The sequence below is a fragment of the Microbacterium gubbeenense DSM 15944 genome (genome assembly GCF_000422745.1).
In the GTDB taxonomy this organism is placed as follows: Bacteria; Actinomycetota; Actinomycetes; order Actinomycetales; family Microbacteriaceae; genus Microbacterium; species Microbacterium gubbeenense.
The window spans coordinates 102376-117958 of the sequence record NZ_AUGQ01000005.1; the positions used below are offsets into that span (position 1 = coordinate 102376).

Annotated in this window: 16 protein-coding genes and 2 tRNA genes; 6 read left to right on the forward strand and 12 right to left on the reverse strand. The window is 68.8% G+C overall.

The features are described from left to right. The first annotated feature begins 42 nt into the window (after window positions 1-42). Window positions 43-813 (forward strand): isocitrate lyase/PEP mutase family protein, encoded by a 771-nt coding sequence (locus G510_RS0104190; RefSeq protein WP_029152605.1) that lies wholly within the window; start codon window positions 43-45, stop codon window positions 811-813. A gap of 46 nt (window positions 814-859) precedes the next feature. Here G510_RS0104190 and G510_RS0104195 read toward each other — a convergent pair. The 5 genes from G510_RS0104195 to galU form a co-directional block, all read right to left on the reverse strand. After that, window positions 860-932: transfer RNA gene (locus G510_RS0104195), tRNA-Ala, on the reverse strand. Window positions 933-981: 49 nt separating this feature from the next. Beyond that, entirely contained in the window at window positions 982-1911 is a 930-nt protein-coding gene (locus G510_RS0104200) for a hypothetical protein (RefSeq protein ID WP_029152606.1), read from the reverse strand. A gap of 53 nt (window positions 1912-1964) precedes the next feature. Beyond that, on the reverse strand, window positions 1965-3680 hold the full coding sequence (gene poxB, locus G510_RS0104205) for a ubiquinone-dependent pyruvate dehydrogenase (protein ID WP_029152607.1): 1716 nt from the start codon (window positions 3678-3680) through the stop codon (window positions 1965-1967). Between the two features lie 42 nt (window positions 3681-3722). Beyond that, entirely contained in the window at window positions 3723-4334 is a 612-nt protein-coding gene (locus G510_RS0104210; protein WP_029152608.1) for a GNAT family N-acetyltransferase, read from the reverse strand. Window positions 4335-4364: 30 nt separating this feature from the next. Beyond that, complete coding sequence (gene galU, locus G510_RS0104215) at window positions 4365-5252, reverse strand: UTP--glucose-1-phosphate uridylyltransferase GalU (RefSeq protein WP_029152609.1); 888 nt, start codon at window positions 5250-5252, stop codon at window positions 4365-4367. Window positions 5253-5308: 56 nt separating this feature from the next. Here galU and G510_RS0104220 point away from each other — a divergent pair, with 56 nt between their 5' ends. Genes G510_RS0104220 through mscL form a run of 3 tightly spaced genes read left to right on the forward strand, consistent with a single transcriptional unit; the run spans window position 5309 to window position 6588 of the window. Beyond that, window positions 5309-5890 (forward strand): 5-formyltetrahydrofolate cyclo-ligase, encoded by a 582-nt coding sequence (locus G510_RS0104220; protein WP_036321910.1) that lies wholly within the window; start codon window positions 5309-5311, stop codon window positions 5888-5890. A gap of 9 nt (window positions 5891-5899) precedes the next feature. After that, window positions 5900-6163 carry an FmdB family zinc ribbon protein gene (locus G510_RS0104225; RefSeq protein ID WP_029152611.1) on the forward strand — a complete coding sequence of 88 codons (264 nt, stop codon included), beginning with the start codon at window positions 5900-5902 and terminating at the stop codon, window positions 6161-6163. 20 nt (window positions 6164-6183) lie between these two features. Next, window positions 6184-6588: a large conductance mechanosensitive channel protein MscL gene (gene mscL / locus G510_RS15320; RefSeq protein WP_036321913.1), complete on the forward strand. Its 405-nt coding sequence runs from the start codon at window positions 6184-6186 to the stop codon at window positions 6586-6588. Between the two features lie 25 nt (window positions 6589-6613). Here mscL and G510_RS0104235 read toward each other — a convergent pair whose 3' ends face one another. Next, window positions 6614-6802 carry a hypothetical protein gene (locus G510_RS0104235; RefSeq protein WP_029152612.1) on the reverse strand — a complete coding sequence of 63 codons (189 nt, stop codon included), beginning with the start codon at window positions 6800-6802 and terminating at the stop codon, window positions 6614-6616. After that, entirely contained in the window at window positions 6799-10485 is a 3687-nt protein-coding gene (locus G510_RS0104240) for an ATP-binding protein (protein ID WP_029152613.1), read from the reverse strand. The genes G510_RS0104235 and G510_RS0104240 overlap by 4 nt, the downstream gene beginning before the upstream one ends. A gap of 170 nt (window positions 10486-10655) precedes the next feature. Here G510_RS0104240 and G510_RS0104245 point away from each other — a divergent pair, with 170 nt between their 5' ends. Continuing rightward, window positions 10656-11267, forward strand: coding sequence for a DNA-3-methyladenine glycosylase I (locus G510_RS0104245; RefSeq protein WP_029152614.1), 612 nt, complete (start codon window positions 10656-10658; stop codon window positions 11265-11267). Between the two features lie 33 nt (window positions 11268-11300). On the opposite strand, the gene G510_RS0104250 is transcribed toward G510_RS0104245, so the two are convergent. After that, window positions 11301-12926, reverse strand: coding sequence for a solute symporter family protein (locus G510_RS0104250; protein ID WP_029152615.1), 1626 nt, complete (start codon window positions 12924-12926; stop codon window positions 11301-11303). After that, window positions 12923-13273 (reverse strand): DUF485 domain-containing protein, encoded by a 351-nt coding sequence (locus G510_RS0104255; RefSeq protein WP_051216320.1) that lies wholly within the window; start codon window positions 13271-13273, stop codon window positions 12923-12925. The genes G510_RS0104250 and G510_RS0104255 overlap by 4 nt, the downstream gene beginning before the upstream one ends. A gap of 172 nt (window positions 13274-13445) precedes the next feature. Here G510_RS0104255 and G510_RS0104260 point away from each other — a divergent pair, with 172 nt between their 5' ends. After that, on the forward strand, window positions 13446-14213 hold the full coding sequence (locus G510_RS0104260; protein ID WP_245563231.1) for a helix-turn-helix transcriptional regulator: 768 nt from the start codon (window positions 13446-13448) through the stop codon (window positions 14211-14213). A gap of 88 nt (window positions 14214-14301) precedes the next feature. On the opposite strand, the gene G510_RS0104265 is transcribed toward G510_RS0104260, so the two are convergent. From G510_RS0104265 to G510_RS0104275, 3 genes are all read right to left on the reverse strand, one after another. Next, window positions 14302-14374 (reverse strand) — tRNA-Arg (locus G510_RS0104265). 59 nt (window positions 14375-14433) lie between these two features. After that, window positions 14434-14772: a histone-like nucleoid-structuring protein Lsr2 gene (locus tag G510_RS0104270; protein ID WP_029152618.1), complete on the reverse strand. Its 339-nt coding sequence runs from the start codon at window positions 14770-14772 to the stop codon at window positions 14434-14436. Between the two features lie 67 nt (window positions 14773-14839). Further along, window positions 14840-15337, reverse strand: coding sequence for an HNH endonuclease (locus G510_RS0104275; protein ID WP_029152619.1), 498 nt, complete (start codon window positions 15335-15337; stop codon window positions 14840-14842). Between the last annotated feature and the right edge of the window lie 246 nt (window positions 15338-15583).

Sequence of the window (15583 nt, forward strand, 5' to 3'; positions counted from 1 at the left end):
CGTCCTCCTTGTCGTCGGTCAGGCGAGTGTAGCGTGTGCTCTATGAGCACCGTTGAGAAGGCCAGCGCCCTGAAGGCCCTGCACGAAGCCCCTGAGATCCTCCGCGTCGTCAACGTCTGGGACGCGATCAGCGCCCGCACCGTCGCGGATCTGCCCGGCACGCGCGCGATCGCCACCGCCGGGCACTCGATCGCCGCGAGCCACGGGTTCGCCGACGGCGAGATCCCGCTCGACCTCGCGCTCGCGGCCGTCGCCCGCATCGTCGAGGCGACCGATCTGCCCGTGACCGCGGACCTCGATGCCGGCTTCGGCGACCCGGGCGAGACCGTGCGCCGCGCGATCGGCGTCGGCGTCGTCGGTGCGAACGTCGAGGATCGACTCGTGCCGCTTCCCGAAGCCGTCGCGAATGTCGAGGACATCGTGTGCGTCGCGGAGCAGGAGGGCGTCGCGTTCCAGCTCAACGCCCGCACCGATGCGATCGTCCGCGGCGGTGATCGCCCGCTCGCCGAGAGCCTGGACGACGCGATCGAGCGCGGGCGCGCTTTCCTTGCGGCCGGCGCGAGCACGGTGTTCGTTCCCGGAGTGCTCGATCGGGAGGCCACGGAGCGCCTCGTCTCGGGCCTCGGTGAGCGCACCCTCAGCGTGATCGGTCTGCCCGGTGCGCTGACGGCCGCCGAATACGAAGCGCTCGGCGTCGCCCGCATCTCCTACGGCCCGACCACCCAGCGCGTCGCGCTCCGCGCACTGCGCGACCTCGCTGAGGATCTGTACGACGGCGGCGTGATCCCGACGGACACTCCGGCGCTGAACTGACGGGAATGCACAACTAAAAAAACCCTGGGTGACCAGGGTTTTTTAGTGGAGCTAAGGGGATTCGAACCCCTGACCTTCTCATTGCGAACGAGACGCGCTACCAACTGCGCCATAGCCCCTAACAACTCGGACTACGTTACCAGAGCGTTCGGGAGGGGGAAAATCGCGTCAGCCCGCGGCGCGCCGCGTGAGCAGATCGCGCACGTGCTGCTCGATCTCGGCGTCATCGCTCGCGGCCGGGGCGAGGGGAATCGGCGCCTGTCGCTCGATGATCCGCTCCCTCGCGGCCTCCTCGCGGGCCGCGCGGCGAAGGTCATCGCGCACCCTCGCGGCCGAGACCTCGCTCGAGGCGCGGGATCCGGCCGTCGCCGTGAGCGGCGCCGGAAGCGGACGGGGCGTCCACCCGCGATCCTCCGGATTCAGCAGCACGGACGGGCTGCGCTCGCTGCGCTCCTCGGATCCGGATTCGACGGGAACGATGCGGCGAGCGCGCGCGGCGACCGCCGACATCTGCTTGAGTGCCACGAGGCCCGCGATCGCGACGGCGGCGCCGACGGCGATCCAGATCCACTGCGCGAACGCGAGCAGCTGCCATACGCCGACACCGACGGTCGCGATTCCGACGAGCAGCGTGAGCGTTGCGGTGAGGCGCCCGCGACGACGCGCGGCCGCCTGGCGGGCACGCGGATCCGCCTGCATCGCCGCGACCTTCTGGCGCTGCTCCTCCGCCTCGATCGCGCGCGTGACGCGCGCCGCCTCGGCATCCTGGCGCGACCGTTCGAGCTTCGCCTCGTTCTCGCTGCGGCGCCGCTCGACCTCGGCGCGGTCGTACTCCTCGCGGAGACGGTCGTCCTCGGCCTCGAGCCGCTTCACCAGCCGGTGCTGCTTCGCGATCTCGCGGCGCGACAGCTCGACCCGCACCTCGTCGGGCGCTTCGCTCGATTCGGCGAGCACGCGCAGCGCCTGGTTGAGGCGGACCGCGTTGCGCTCGGCCGCGCTGTACCGCATGCGCGCGTGCCAGGTCGGCAGGAGGTAGACCAGCCACAGCAGGACGACGACCAGTACGATCGCGCCGCCGCCGAGAATCTGCCCACCCATGGCCTAAACGGTAAGCGACGGGCGGCGCGATGCTCGGCGGCGCTCCGCGTGTCCTAGAACAACTGACGCATATTGGTCTTGGCGAGGTCGATGAGCTCGTCGCCCTTCCCCGACAGCACCGTGCGGATCGCGTAGAGCGTGAAGCCCTTCGCCTGCTCGAGCGTGATGTTCGGCGGCATCGACAGCTCCTGCCGCTCGGTCATCACGTCGAGCACGGCCGGTCCGTCGTGCGCGAGGAACTCCTCGACCGCCGCCGGCAGGTCGGCCGACGTCTCCACGCGGATCCCCTTGATGCCGACCGCCTCCGCCACCTTCGAGAAGTCGGGGTTGTCGAGCCCCGTGGCGAAGGTGACGAAACCCGCCGCCTTCATCTCGAGCTCGACGAAGTTCAGCGACGAGTTGTCGAACACGACCGTTTTGACGTTCAGCCCGTTCTGGGTGAGGGTGATGAGCTCGCCGAGCAGCATCGCGAGCCCGCCGTCGCCCGCCATCGCAATGACCTGGCGCGAGCGGTCCTGCGCCTGCGCGCCGACCGCCTGCGAGACGGCGTTCGCCATGGATCCGTGGGTGAAGGATCCGATCATGCGCCGACGGCCGTTCATCGTCAGGTACCGCGCCGCCCACACGGTCGGCGACCCGACGTCGGGGATGAAGATCGCGTCGGGATCCGCGTGATCGTCGATGAGCTTCGCCAGGTACTGCGGGTGGATCGTGCGCTTGGACGGCGTCGCGAGATCATCGAGGTCCTTCCGGGTGCGCTGGTAGTGCTTGACCGCCGCCTTGAGGTGGGACGACTTCTTCGTCGCGCCGAGCCGCGGAAGCAGCTCGCTGATCGTCTCGGCCGCTCCCCCGACGAGCCCCACGTCGACATGCGTGCGCCGGCCGATCTGCTCGCCGCGGATATCGACCTGGATCACCGTCGCGTCGTCCGGGAAGAACTGCTGATAGGGGAAGTCGGTGCCGAGCATCAGAAGCGTGTCGCACTCGCGCATCGCGTGATAGCCCGAGGCGACGCCGATGAGGCCGGTCATGCCGACGTCGTACGGGTTGTCGTACGCGACGAATTCCTTGCCCCGCATGGCGTGCACGATCGGCGCCTGCAGCTTCTCCGCGATCGCGATGAGCTCGTCGTGCGCGCCGGCAACGCCCGCCCCGGCGAGGATCGTGACCTTCTTCGCGGCGTTGAGGGCATCGGCCGCGCGAACGAGCTGAGACTCGGCCGGGATCACGCGCGAGGGGTACGCGCGGATCTCCTCCGCCGCCGCCTTGACGTCGGCGAGCGCGATGTCGCCGGGGATCACGAGCACCGCGACTCCGCGCTTCTCGATCGCCTCGCGCATCGCGATCCGCAGCATGCGCGGCATCTGGTCGGGCGAGGAGACGTGCTCGGCGTACACGCTGCACTCGCGGAACAGCTCCTGCGGGTGCGTCTCCTGGAAGTAGCCGGATCCGATCTCGTCGGTCGGGATGTGCGCCGCGATCGCGAGCACGGGAACGCGCGAACGCTGCGCGTCGAACAGGCCGTTGATCAGATGCAGGTTACCGGGCCCGCAGCTGCCGGCGCAGACCGCCAGCTCGCCCGTGAGGGCCGCCTCGGCGCTCGCCGCGAAGGCCGCGGCCTCCTCGTGCCGAACGTGCACCCACTCGATGTCGTCCGTGACGCGCAGTGCGTCGGTGAATCCGTTCAGCGAATCGCCGGGGAGGCCGTACACGCGCCTCACCCCGCTCGCGTGCAGCGTATCGACGATGTTCTGGGCGAGCGTGGGCATTGGGCGTCCTTTCTTCGGCGCGGGCGTGCGCTGATTCCGAGCCTACGCCGACGGCACGGATCCCACGCCGGTGGGCACGTTTCCTGACGTCCAGCGCCGGAGCACACCCTGCGGCACGTCCTCGCGCGTCAGCGCGAAGGCATGGTGATCGCGCCACGCGCCGTCGATGTGGATGTACTTCGGCCGGTAGCCCTCGTACCGGAACCCGAGCTTCTCCACGACGCGGAGGCTCGGCTTGTTCTCGGGGCGGATGCAGATCTCGACGCGGTGCAGGCGCAATCGCTCGAAGCACATGTCGGTCGCGAGCGCGACCGAGGTGGGCGTGACCCCGTGCCCCGCGAAGCGCTCGGAGACCCAGTAGCCGATCGTTGCCGTCGACAGGGATCCGCGCGCGATGCCCCATACGTTCAGCTGACCGGCGACCTCGCCGCCGAGCTCCATGACGAACGGCACCCCGGATCCGTCGCGATACTGCTGCAGCAGGCGACGCACCGAGATGCGCATGTCGAGCGGCACGGCGCCGTCGGGGTTCGTCGCCTCCCAGGGCGAGAGCCAGCGCCGGTTCGTCGCGAGCTCCTCCTGCAAGTCTCGCGCGTCCTTGGAACGAATGAGCCGGATGGACACGGCTCCGTGAGAACTCTCGAGCGTGTCCATCCGGCGTTCTCCTGTGACGAGAAGGTGAAGCTACAGCGTTGCGGCGAAGTCCTTGATCCACGGGCGCAGGTCGGGCCCGAGGTCATCGCGGTCGCTGGCGAGCTGCACGATCGCCTTGATGTAGTCGAGTTTATCGCCCGTGTCGTACCGGCGGCCGCGGAAGATCACGCCGTACACGTCGACGTCGCTGTCGCTCGTCGCGATCTCCTTGAGCGCGTCGGTGAGCTGGATCTCGTTGCCCTTGCCCGGCTCGGTGTGCTCGAGAACGTCGAAGATCTCGGGCGTGAGGAGGTAGCGGCCGATGATCGCGAGGTTCGACGGCGCATCCTCCTTCGCGGGCTTCTCGACGAGGTCGAGCACCTTCACGACGTCCGGGTCGTCGGTCGCCTCGACCGACGCGCAGCCGTACATGCTGATCTGGTCGGGGTCGACCTCCATGAGGGCGACCACCATGGCCTTGCGCCCCTCGTTGACCTCGATCATCTTCGGCAGCAGCGGGTCGCGCTCGTCGATGAGGTCATCGCCGAGCATGACCACGAACGGGCTGTCGCCCACGTGCTGCTTCGCACGGAAGACGGCGTGGCCGAGGCCCTTCGGCTCGCCCTGGCGCAGCAGGTGCACGTCGGCGAGGTCGCTCGACTGGCGCACGCGACCGAGCTTCGAGTCGTCGCCCTTCGCCGTCAGCTTCTCCTCGAGCTCCGGCACGGAGTCGAAGTGGTTGGCAATCGCGTTCTTGTTGCGACCGATGATCATCAGCACGTCGCGGATGCCCGCCGCGACAGCTTCCTCCACCACGTACTGAATGGCGGGCTTGTCGACGACCGGGAGCATCTCCTTGGGAGTGGCCTTCGTCGCCGGCAGGAAGCGGGTACCGAGACCCGCAACCGGCATCACGGCTTTGATCTTCGCAGGTTCCATCACATCACCATAAGCGACCACCGCGGAATTTCACGGATCCGTTTACCGTGGATCCTATGACAGCGGACGACCGCGCCGACAAGAGCGACCTCCGACGGCAGATCCGACGGCGTCGCGCGGCGCTCTCGGACGCCGAGCGCGCGGCCGCGAACGACGCCATCGCACGCCGCGCGGGCGCACTCGTCGCGCGCGCGGGCGCGCGCACGATCGCGTGCTATCTGTCCGGATCCGCGGAGCCGCCCACGCGCGCCCTGCTCGCCCGGGCGTCAGCCGAGGGGATCCGCGTACTGCTGCCGATCAGCGGCCCCGCGGGGGTGCTCGATTGGGGTCTCGACGGGGCCGGCGAACAGATGAACAGCATGGGCGTTCCCGAGACATTGGCGCAGCCGCTCGGCCCGGACGCCCTCGCTGACGCCGACCTCATCTTCGCGCCCGCGGCTGCCGTCGATACCGCGGGGCACCGGCTCGGCTGGGGAGCCGGGTACTACGACCGCGCGCTCGCGCGCCTTGACTCCCGGCCTCCTGTATACGCGGTGCTCTATGATCTGGATGTGCTCGCTCATGTTCCCCATGAGCATCACGACGTGCCGGTCTCGGGTGCCGTGACCCCGACGCGCACGCTGACGTTCGAACGCTGAGAGGCCCATATGCCCACGTATTCATATGCCTGCAAGACCTGCGGGCACGCCTTCGACGCCGTTCAGTCGTTCTCCGAGGCGTCGCTGACGGCGTGCCCCGAGTGCGGCGGCGCCCTGCGCAAGCAGTACGGGTCGATCGGCGTGACGTTCAACGGCTCGGGCTTCTACCGCACCGACTCGCGCGCGTCTGCTAGCACGTCGACGTCCGACAGTGCATCATCTACTTCAGCGGCACCGTCCGCTGGGGCGACGAGCACCTCGTCGTCCGCCTGACTTATCTGGGGGAAACGGACATGTTCCAAGGTTTCAAAGACTTCGTGATGCGCGGCAACGTCGTCGAACTGGCAGTTGCTGTCGTCATCGGCGGTGCGTTCGGCGCGATCGTCACGGCATTCGTCGACTACATCGTCAACCCGCTGATCGGCGCGTTCGTGCCCACGGGCGACCTCGCCGCCTGGACCATCACGATTCCGGGCATCGTCACCGACGCCGAGCTCGGCATCGGTGGAATCATCTCGGCGGCCATCAACTTCCTCGCCATCGCGCTCGTGGTCTACCTCGCACTCGTGCTGCCGATGAACAAGATGGCCGAGCGCCGCGCCGCGAAGCTGCCCCCCGAGGTCGCCGCCGCGACCCCCGAGGAGCTGCTCGTCGAGATCCGCGACCTGCTGGCCGCGCAGAACAACTCCGCCCGGTAGCAACCGGCCTCGACAAACCCCCGCGCTAGCTGTAGTGCGGGGGTTTTTCGCGCCTCAGACGCGCCACGACCGGATCCGTCGTCTCAGGCTCCGGCTCGTCGTCGCGCAGGGTCGCCTCGGCGTCCGAGTCGTCGAGGGTGCCCTCGACGCGAGTCAGGCGCGCGCGCCGGGCTCCGGGGATCCGCTCGACATGCTGACGCTCGTCGCCCGTCATGGCAGCAGCGGCGCGGTGTCCTCGTCGATGCGGGGCACGTCCGATCCGATGCCAAGCACCGCGGCCACCCGCTCGGCGACGGCCCGGGGGTCGCTGTAGAGGTCGAACGCGTGCACGCGCACGTAGTGCCAACCGAGCCGGCGCAGCACCTGCGGGCGCAGGCGCAGCGACTCGCGCAGCGATTCGCCCCGCGACTCCGGGTCGGATTCGACGACGACGGCCTTGCCGTTGGCCTGTGCCACGAGCGGCAGCAGGCCGCGGTAGTCGACCTCGACGGCGGCGCCCATGCGGCGCAGCTCGCGGGCGAGCGCGCGCGACATCGGATCCGCCTCGTCCTCGCGGCGCGACGACTTCGTGCGCTCCTCGTACGAGCGCAGGATCCCCATGAGAAGGGCCGCACCGTTCGAGAAGCGGCCGTCGTCGATGTCGGGCGGGCGCACGCAGGACACCAGCACCATCGAGCGGCGCGCGCGCGTCATGCCGACCGTCAGCAGGCGATCGCCGTCGTCGCTCGACAGGTCGCCGAGGTCGCTGAGCACGCGGCCGTGGCGGGTCTTGCCGTAGCCGAGCGAGAAGATCACGCGGTCGCGGCTCTCGGCCACCGACTCCTCGAGCGTGAGCACCGCGAGCGGCTCTGCGGTCTCTCGGGCGATGAAGTCGGCCACGTCGCTGCGGCCCGCGAAGGCGCTCGTCACGGCCGTCCGCACGCGGTCGGCGTGCTTGCGGCTCGCGGTGATGACCATGAGCGATTCCTTGGGGCGGTTGATCGCGTGCTCGACGACGAGCGTCACGACGCGCTGCACCTCGGGGTCAGGGCTCTCGACAGCGCCCGTCTCAGGGTCCGGAGCACCGGATCCGCCCTCGACGAAGTCGACTGAGAGGCTGCCGCGGCCGAGGTAGGAACCGGCCCATGGCAGCGACACGATGTCGCCGCCGTAGAAGGCGTCGTTGACGAGGCTCACGAGGTCCTCGCCGCCGGCGCGGTAGCTGCGGGTCAGGGTCTCGACGGGCAGCAGCTCGGCGATGCGCTCGAACGCGCTGCGCGCGTCGTCGCGGTCGTCCGGCTCGACGATCGGGCGGGCCGTCGACACCTCGAAGGCGGTCGGTCGCTGCGTCACGGGGTCGCCGAACGCGACGACCTGCGAGGCGCGGCGGATCGCGGGCGCAACCTCGGCGACATCGAGCGCCGCCGAGTCGACGAGCATCACCGTGTCGAACCGCTCGGTATCGGGCAGCAGCGGCACGTCGTATGGCGAGGCGAGCCAGACCGGCGCGAGCGTGCGCATCAGCGACGGGGCCTCGGCGAACAGCTGAGCGGGGGTCGCCTCGCCGCGCATGAGCACGCGGCGCAGGCGATCGGATTCTTCGGGCTCGTCGACGATGCCGATCTTCCACTGCCCGGCGAGCTGCCAGGCGAGCATGGGGCCGGAGGCCGCAGCGTGCGCCTCGTCGACCATGCGGAAGTCCTTCTCGAGGCGGTCGACGACGCTCGTCGAGGCCCCGAGCAGCGAGGTGTCGGACTGCAGCACGTGTTCGAGGGCCGACTGCCACCAGGTGAACTCGAGCTCCTCCCCGACGCGCGCCTCGTCGACGTGGCGCTTGGAGAGCTCGGTGAGCAGCGGCGAGAGGCCGCGGGCGTCGAGCGACGCGCGCAGTTCGGCGCGCTCCACGATGTTCTCGAACACGTCGGATTCGGCGGCGAGGCCGGCGAGCGTGCGGATCAGGCGATCGATCGACAGCGAGGCGAGGCGCGTGCCGCGCCCCAGGGCGCTGTCGAGCGTCGTGAGGTCGCCCTCGACGCGCTCCCACTCGTCCTGCACCTCGGCGAGGCCGAGCGGAACCTCGGGCACCGCGACGCCGTCGACGAGCTTCTTCCACTGTGCGCGCTGGTGCTGGATCCGCGTGAGCGCGTCGTGCATGTCGCTCACGTGGCCGCCCGGGCGGACGAGCTCGCGCGAGAGGCGTTTGAGGCGGCGGCGCTGCGCGCCCGACATTCCGGCCGAATCGCGTCGGCTGCCGTGTGCCTTGATCATGTCGGAGAGCGGCTTCTCGAACGCGATCGGCTGGAATCTGTCGAGCGAGTCGCGGATACCGTGCAGCAGGCGCAGGTACTCGCCGAGCTCGTCGAGCGTCGCGAAGGCGCGCATGTGGGTCTGCGAGATCAGCGCATATCCGCGCTCGAGCAGCTCGGGAACGCCCGTGGAGTGCAGCCGGCCGGCGAGCGCGTGCGCCTCGCGGGCGTCCTCCGTGGCGTCGAAGGTCACGCCGTACCAGGGCGAGTCGTCCGGTCCGATGCGGAACTCACCGAGGCGCGCGGCCAGGGCCAACGTGCGGGCGGACTCGCTGCGGTCTCCGGCCAGGGTGCGCAGGGCGTCAGCGCCCAGGCGTGCGGTGGACGACGGCGGCACGGGGAGCGACGCGAGGCGCGTCAGCTCGCGGGTCATGTCGAGGACCGAGACCCCGAGATCCGGGCGCGGCTTCGCGAGCGCGTCGCGGTAGTCGCGCAGCACGCCGCGCAGCCGCACGAGCGCGTCGTCGACGTCGGTGACGTTCGGCTGCGCGGCCTTCTCGTTGCGGCCGATCGCGCGGATCAGGTCGCTGCGCAGCGCGGTCGGCGTGACGGCGAGGCCGTCGAGGTGGATCCCCCGCAGCCGGTGCGCGACGCCCTCGAGCGTCGAGCGTCGGGCGCTCACGACGAGCACGCGCTTGCCGGCGCGCACGAGCTCTCCGACGGCGTTGATGACGGTCTGCGTGCCGCCCGTTCCGGGCAGCGTGTGCACCGCGAGCGACTGTCCGGCGGCGATGCGGGCCAGGACGGCCTCCTGCTCGGCGTCGGCGTCGAGCAGCAGCGTGTCCGAGGCCGGCGAGCGGTCGTCGGGATCGGTCGGCATGGCGACCGGCCGCGTCTCCTGCACACGGCGCAGGTCGCTCTCATCGCCCTCGAGCGCCCCGAGGAGGGGGTGCTCGGCGGTCACGAGGTCGCGCGCCATCGGCCCGCCCACGTCGGCGAACACCGACACGACGAGGCGCGCCTTCACCGAGAAGTGGTCGATGTGCGTCGTCAGCGCGCGCAGGCGGTCGATGACCGGCTGGGGCTGGAACAGCCCGTCCTGGAAGGCGAGCTCGGCGAGAGCATCCCCGTCGATGACGATGCCGAGGTGCTCCCGGGCCGCCGTCAGCAGCTCGGGGTTGATCGTGAAGCCGCCGCTGAGCTTGAGCTCGAAGTCGGCGTGGTGGCGCCTGAGCCCGAGCGGGCGCAGGAGCACGGGTGCGGTGAACTCCTCGGATCCGACCCGCCACGAGGCGAGGCCGACGGCGAGGCGCACGGCGTCGATGCCGCGCGAGGTGCGCAGCTCGACGTTCTTCGCCGCGATCCGCTCGGCGGCGAGGCGAGCGCCGCGCAGCGCGACCTCATCGCGGAACAGGTTCGACAGCAGCGTCGAGCGGCCGGTGATGAACTGTGGCAGGCTCCCGGGGTGGGCCATCGTGATCTCGATGAACGACTCCGGGCCCTCGCGGTACTTCAGGAGGGTGGAATCACCACCGAGCCGACCGGCAGCATCCTGCAGATCGTCGATTGCGCCGAGGACGTCAGGATCCGGGTACTGCAGATCGCTCTGGCTCACGCCTTCCTCCGCTCCGGACAGCGCCGCTGATCCCTTGATACGCCACACACGCGCCAGGGTACGCGGGAAACAGTGCTTTTCTCGGCTGGGATCGCCGCGTCTCCACAATTCATCGCAGATATTCCGGCTGCCCGGGCAGCCCGCTCACATTTCGTGATTTCGCGGATCCGTCCACAATGCGCCGCTCGGCCGGAGCGGGGCGCGGTTCACCGCGCCAAGATGGGCGTATGAGCAACGAATTCATCGACACCGGCGTGGTCACCGGCGCCGACGGCCTGACCCGCCCGGCCTGGGCCGAGCAGAGCGACCTTCTGCGGGAGTATTACGACACGGAGTGGGGAATGCCCGTGCGCGACGAGCACGGCGTGTTCGAGAGGCTGAGCCTCGAGGCGTTCCAGTCGGGCCTCAGCTGGGCGACAGTGCTGCGCAAGAGGCCGACCTTCCGCGCGGCGTTCGCCGAGTTCGATCCGGATGCCGTCGCGGCGTTCGGCGACGACGACGTCGCGCGTCTGCTCGACGACGCCGGCATCATCCGCAACCGCGCGAAGATCCTTGCGACGATCGACAACGCGCGGGCGACGGTGGCACTCAGATCAGACGGGACCGACCTCGCCGAGTTCGTGTGGAGCTTCCAGCCCGCCGAGACCCCGGCGCCGGTGACGCCGTCCGACGTTCCGAGCTCGAGCGAGGAGTCGGTCGCGCTGTCGAAGGAGCTGAAGGCGCGCGGGTTCCGGTGGGTCGGCCCGACGACGATGTTCGCGCTGATGGAGGCCATCGGCATCGTCGACACGCATCTCCTGGCCAGCCACCGGCGCGCGACGAGCGGCGTGTGGCGATAACAGCCGCACGCCGCTCGTCGGGCTACTGATCGATCAGTGGTCGACCGCCTTTTCGGCTCCGTGGCCGGTGAGTGCGCGCACCTCCATTTCGGCGGCCTTCCTGGGATCCTCGTTCTTCGGCCCGATGAGCGAGCCGAGGAAGCCGAGCAGGAACCCGAGCGGAATCGACACGATGCCGGGGTTCTCGAGCGGGAACACCGCGATGTCGAGCTGCGGGAACACGCTCGTGTCGCCGCCGGAGAACACCGGCGAGAGCACGATCAGGATCACGGCGGCCGCGAGACCGCCGTACATGCTCATCACCGCTCCGGTGGTCGTGAATCGGCGCCAGAACAGCGAGTAGATGATCGTCGGCAGGTTGGCCGAGGCGGCCACGGCGAACGCCAGCGCCACGAGGAACGCGACATTCTGACCCTGGACCCCGATGCCGCCGATGATGGCGAGCGCACCGACGACGAGCGTCGTGATGCGCGCGACCCTCACCTCGCCCGGCCCCGAGACCTTCCCCTTCTTGATCACGTTCGCGTAGATATCGTGCGCGAACGATGCCGACGCCGTGATCGTGAGGCCCGCGACCACCGCGAGGATCGTCGCGAAGGCGACTGCCGAGATGAAGCCCATCAGGATGGGTCCGCCGAGCGCGTTCGCGAGCAGCGGCGCCGCCGAGTTCACACCACCGGGCGCCTCGAGGATCTGGTTCGGTCCGACGAGCGCACCCGCGCCGTACCCGAGCACGAGGCTCAGCAGGTAGAACAGGCCGATCAGCCAGATCGCCCAGGTGACCGAGCGCCTCGCTTCCTTGGCCGTGGGCACCGTGTAGAAGCGCATCAGGACGTGCGGCAGGCCCGCCGTTCCCAGCACGAGCGCAAGCCCGAGCGAGAGGAAGTCGACCGGGTTGGCGTACTTGAGCCCCGGGCCGAGGATCTTGTCGCCCTGGTCGGACGCCGCGACGGCCGCCTCGAGCAGCTGGTTGATGCTGAACCCGTGCATCGCGAGCACCCAGATCGTCATGACGAGGGCCCCGCCGATCAGCAGGAACGCCTTGACGATCTGCACCCAGGTCGTGCCCTTCATACCGCCGATGAGCACGTACAGCACCATGATCACGCCGACGACGACGATGACGATCGACTGGCCGATCTCGCCGTCGATGCCCATCAGCAGCGACACGAGCCCGCCTGCCCCGGCCATCTGCGCCAGGAGGTAGAAGAAGCAGACCACGAGCGTCGTGATGGCCGCGGCCATCCGCACGGGCGTCTGCTTGAGGCGGAACGACAGCACATCGGCCATCGTGAACTTTCCGGTGTTGCGCATCAGCTCGGCGACGAGCAGCAGCGCCACAAGCCACGCGACGAGGAATCCGATCGAGTAGAGGAACCCGTCGTATCCGTTGACCGCGATCGCCCCGACGATGCCGAGGAACGACGCCGCCGAGAGATAGTCGCCCGAGATCGCGAAGCCGTTCTGGGGGCCGGTGAACGAGCGTCCACCGGCGTAGTAGTCGGCCGCCGACTTATTGTTGCGGCTCGCGCGGATCACGATGAACATCGTGACGGCGACGAAGGCCGCGAAGATCGACATGTTGAGGACGGGGTTCGTCTCGACCGTGGTGACGGCCGCAACGATCGTGGACCCCGCCGATGTGAGCCATTCGCTCATGCGCCCGCCTCCTGCTTCTCAAGATCAGAGCGGATGTCCGCCGCGATCGGGTCCAGCTTCCGGTTCGCGAACGAGACGTAGACCATCGTGATGACGAAGGTCGTCACGAACTGTCCGAGCCCGAGCAGCAGGCCCACCGTCACGTCTCCCCAGACGCGGATCGCCATGAATTCGGGCGCCCAGCCTGCGAGCAGAACGTAGACGAAATACCAAACGAGGAAGAACACCGCCATCGGGAAGACGAACGAGCGGTGCGACTTCTTCAGCGTGCGGAACTGTTGCGAATTCTCGACCGCGACGAAGTCGATTCGCCGCGTCGATTCGGCATCGATATCGTTTTCTTTCATGTGGCCTCCTTGCCGCATGTCATGTACCCCATGACGCTACGAAGACGTAGCGTGTACCCGACACCCCCGAAAGTCAGTACTGCACGAGAAGCTGCAACGGAGCACACCCCTGGATACCTCGCGTCTCTTGACCCGCGCCGTCACGGAGTTCGCCCGACGGACCCACTTTCCTGTGGCATTCGGCGGCCTGCTCGACGACTCGGGCGTCGCGCGCGTGACGAACATCGTCGGCAATCGCACGACCGCGCTCCGCGGTCTGGCGGTCGCGCCCGATCGCGGGCTCGGCGGCCGCGCCCTCGCGGAGCTGCGCCCGCGCATGACCGGGGATTACGGCACGGCACGGCAGATCACGCACGACTATGACTCGTACGTCCTCGGCGAGGGAATCGGCACGCTCATCGCCGTGCCCGTGCTCGTCGACGGGCGGCCCCGCGGGATCCTCTACGGCGGCACGTGGGGCGTGTGGAACGTCGGCGGCGTGACCGCGGCACCCGCGGTGCAGGTCGCGGAGGATCTCGGGCGCGAGCTGAGCCGGAACGCGTCCGCGCTGCTGGAGACGCCGCCGGCCGCTCCGTCGCCCGCACTCTCGGCCCGCGCGACGGAGGAGCTGCGCGAGAGCTACGCCGAACTGCGCACGATCGCGGCCTCGATCGACGACGACGCGCTGCGTGAGCGCCTCGCGCGCGTCGAGCAGCGGCTCGCGGCGCTCACGGTCGCCGAGGAGCCCGTGGCGGACACGGCAGGGATCCGCTTGTCGCGCCGCGAGACCGACGTGCTCGCGTGCGCCGCGCTCGGATCGACGAACGGGCAGATCGCCGACCAGCTGGGACTGCGCGAGGGAACCGTCAAGGCGTACCTCGGAACGGCGATGTCGAAGCTCGACGCCTCCACGCGCCACGCGGCCGTCGCCGCTGCCCGTCGCCGTGGCCTGCTGCCGTAGGCGGATACGCCGTTCGGCCTCGGGGCGACGTATCCGCCTGGACGGCAGATGCGAAGCACGCCGACACACGCATATTCTGCGTGTGTCGTGCCCCCGACTGGATTCGAACCAGTGACACCCGCTTTAGGAGAGCGGTGCTCTATCCCCTGAGCTACGGGGGCGCACGCGCGAAGACGCGCCCACCCATCTTACGGGGAGGCGCGTCTTCTCAGGACTCAGCTCAGTTCGCGGCGTCGTACGCGTCGAGCACCGTCGCCGGCACCCGACCGCGGTCGCTCACGGTGTAGCCGTTCTCGCGGGCCCACTCGCGCACATGGGCGAGGTCACGGCTCGACGATGCGGTCGGGCGGGCGCGCTTCGCGGAAAGGCTGCCGACCGAACGACGACCCGCCGAGATGAACGGTGCGAGTGCTTCGCGAAGCTTTCGCGCATTCTCTTCCGTGAGATCGACTTCATATCCCTTGCCGTCGATGGAGAAATGAACGCTTTCACCCTCGCCCGGGTCGAGAAGAGTTCCGTCGATATCGTCGATGATCTGGTGAACGATTTTGCGTGCCATAACCGCCACCATATCCGATTATTCCTTTGAATTCACCCTCGATAGGCAATATCGATCGAGAGAACTCTTATGCGGCCATTTCGAGGTAAGGACCCCACGTAGGCTCCGCGCGCTCCGTTCCGCGCACGGTCCATGCGGTTCCGCGCGGCGTGCTGGGGCGGAACCTCAGCCGCCACCCCATTTCCTGCGGCGTGCGGTCGCTCTTGACGTTATTGCATTTCATGCACGCCGCGACGAGATTCTCCCAGCTCTGCGCGCCCCCGCGTGATCGCGGGTGCACGTGATCGATCGTGTTGGCCGGATGTCCGCAGTATGCGCAGCGATGCGCGTCGCGCCGCAGAACGCCGCGACGCGTGACCGGCACCTCTCGCGACATCGACACTCGAACATATCGAGTCAGGACGATGACGGCGGGTCTGTCGAACACGTCGGACGCGCTCCACACGGGCGCGTTCTCGTCACATTCGAGGATATTCGCCTTGTCATTCATCACAAGGACGATGGCGCGTTTGTATGAAACAATCGCGAGCGGCTCGAAGCCGGCATTCAATACCAGGGTGCGCACGTGAGGCGGCCTTTCTTCAGTTCCCGGATGGCTTCCGGGCTTTGTCGATGAGTGCCGCCCCAGAAAGTGTGGCGAGAGGACGAGAAAGGGCGCTGTCGAATAGACAGCGCCCCAGGACGGACCGCGAGATTCTCGCAGCCGTATTGCTCCGAATGCCGTAGGACATAACGACCGAGCGCATCCGTGGTTCGGATGCGTGGGCGTATCTCCATGGGCCTAGTCCTCTCGCGTGTCTTCCGAAGGCGA

What these genes read in the sequence shown, in the direction of transcription:
- G510_RS0104190 (WP_029152605.1), top strand. Translation starts at nt 43, where the DNA reads ATGAGCACCGTTGAGAAGGCCAGCGCCCTGAAGGCCCTGCACGAAGCC.
- G510_RS0104200 (WP_029152606.1), bottom strand. Translation starts at nt 1,911, where the DNA reads ATGGGTGGGCAGATTCTCGGCGGCGGCGCGATCGTACTGGTCGTCGTC.
- poxB (WP_029152607.1), bottom strand. Translation starts at nt 3,680, where the DNA reads ATGCCCACGCTCGCCCAGAACATCGTCGATACGCTGCACGCGAGCGGG.
- G510_RS0104210 (WP_029152608.1), bottom strand. Translation starts at nt 4,334, where the DNA reads ATGGACACGCTCGAGAGTTCTCACGGAGCCGTGTCCATCCGGCTCATT.
- galU (WP_029152609.1), bottom strand. Translation starts at nt 5,252, where the DNA reads ATGGAACCTGCGAAGATCAAAGCCGTGATGCCGGTTGCGGGTCTCGGT.
- G510_RS0104220 (WP_036321910.1), top strand. Translation starts at nt 5,309, where the DNA reads ATGACAGCGGACGACCGCGCCGACAAGAGCGACCTCCGACGGCAGATC.
- G510_RS0104225 (WP_029152611.1), top strand. Translation starts at nt 5,900, where the DNA reads ATGCCCACGTATTCATATGCCTGCAAGACCTGCGGGCACGCCTTCGAC.
- mscL (WP_036321913.1), top strand. Translation starts at nt 6,184, where the DNA reads ATGTTCCAAGGTTTCAAAGACTTCGTGATGCGCGGCAACGTCGTCGAA.
- G510_RS0104235 (WP_029152612.1), bottom strand. Translation starts at nt 6,802, where the DNA reads ATGACGGGCGACGAGCGTCAGCATGTCGAGCGGATCCCCGGAGCCCGG.
- G510_RS0104245 (WP_029152614.1), top strand. Translation starts at nt 10,656, where the DNA reads ATGAGCAACGAATTCATCGACACCGGCGTGGTCACCGGCGCCGACGGC.
- G510_RS0104250 (WP_029152615.1), bottom strand. Translation starts at nt 12,926, where the DNA reads ATGAGCGAATGGCTCACATCGGCGGGGTCCACGATCGTTGCGGCCGTC.
- G510_RS0104255 (WP_051216320.1), bottom strand. Translation starts at nt 13,273, where the DNA reads ATGAAAGAAAACGATATCGATGCCGAATCGACGCGGCGAATCGACTTC.
- G510_RS0104270 (WP_029152618.1), bottom strand. Translation starts at nt 14,772, where the DNA reads ATGGCACGCAAAATCGTTCACCAGATCATCGACGATATCGACGGAACT.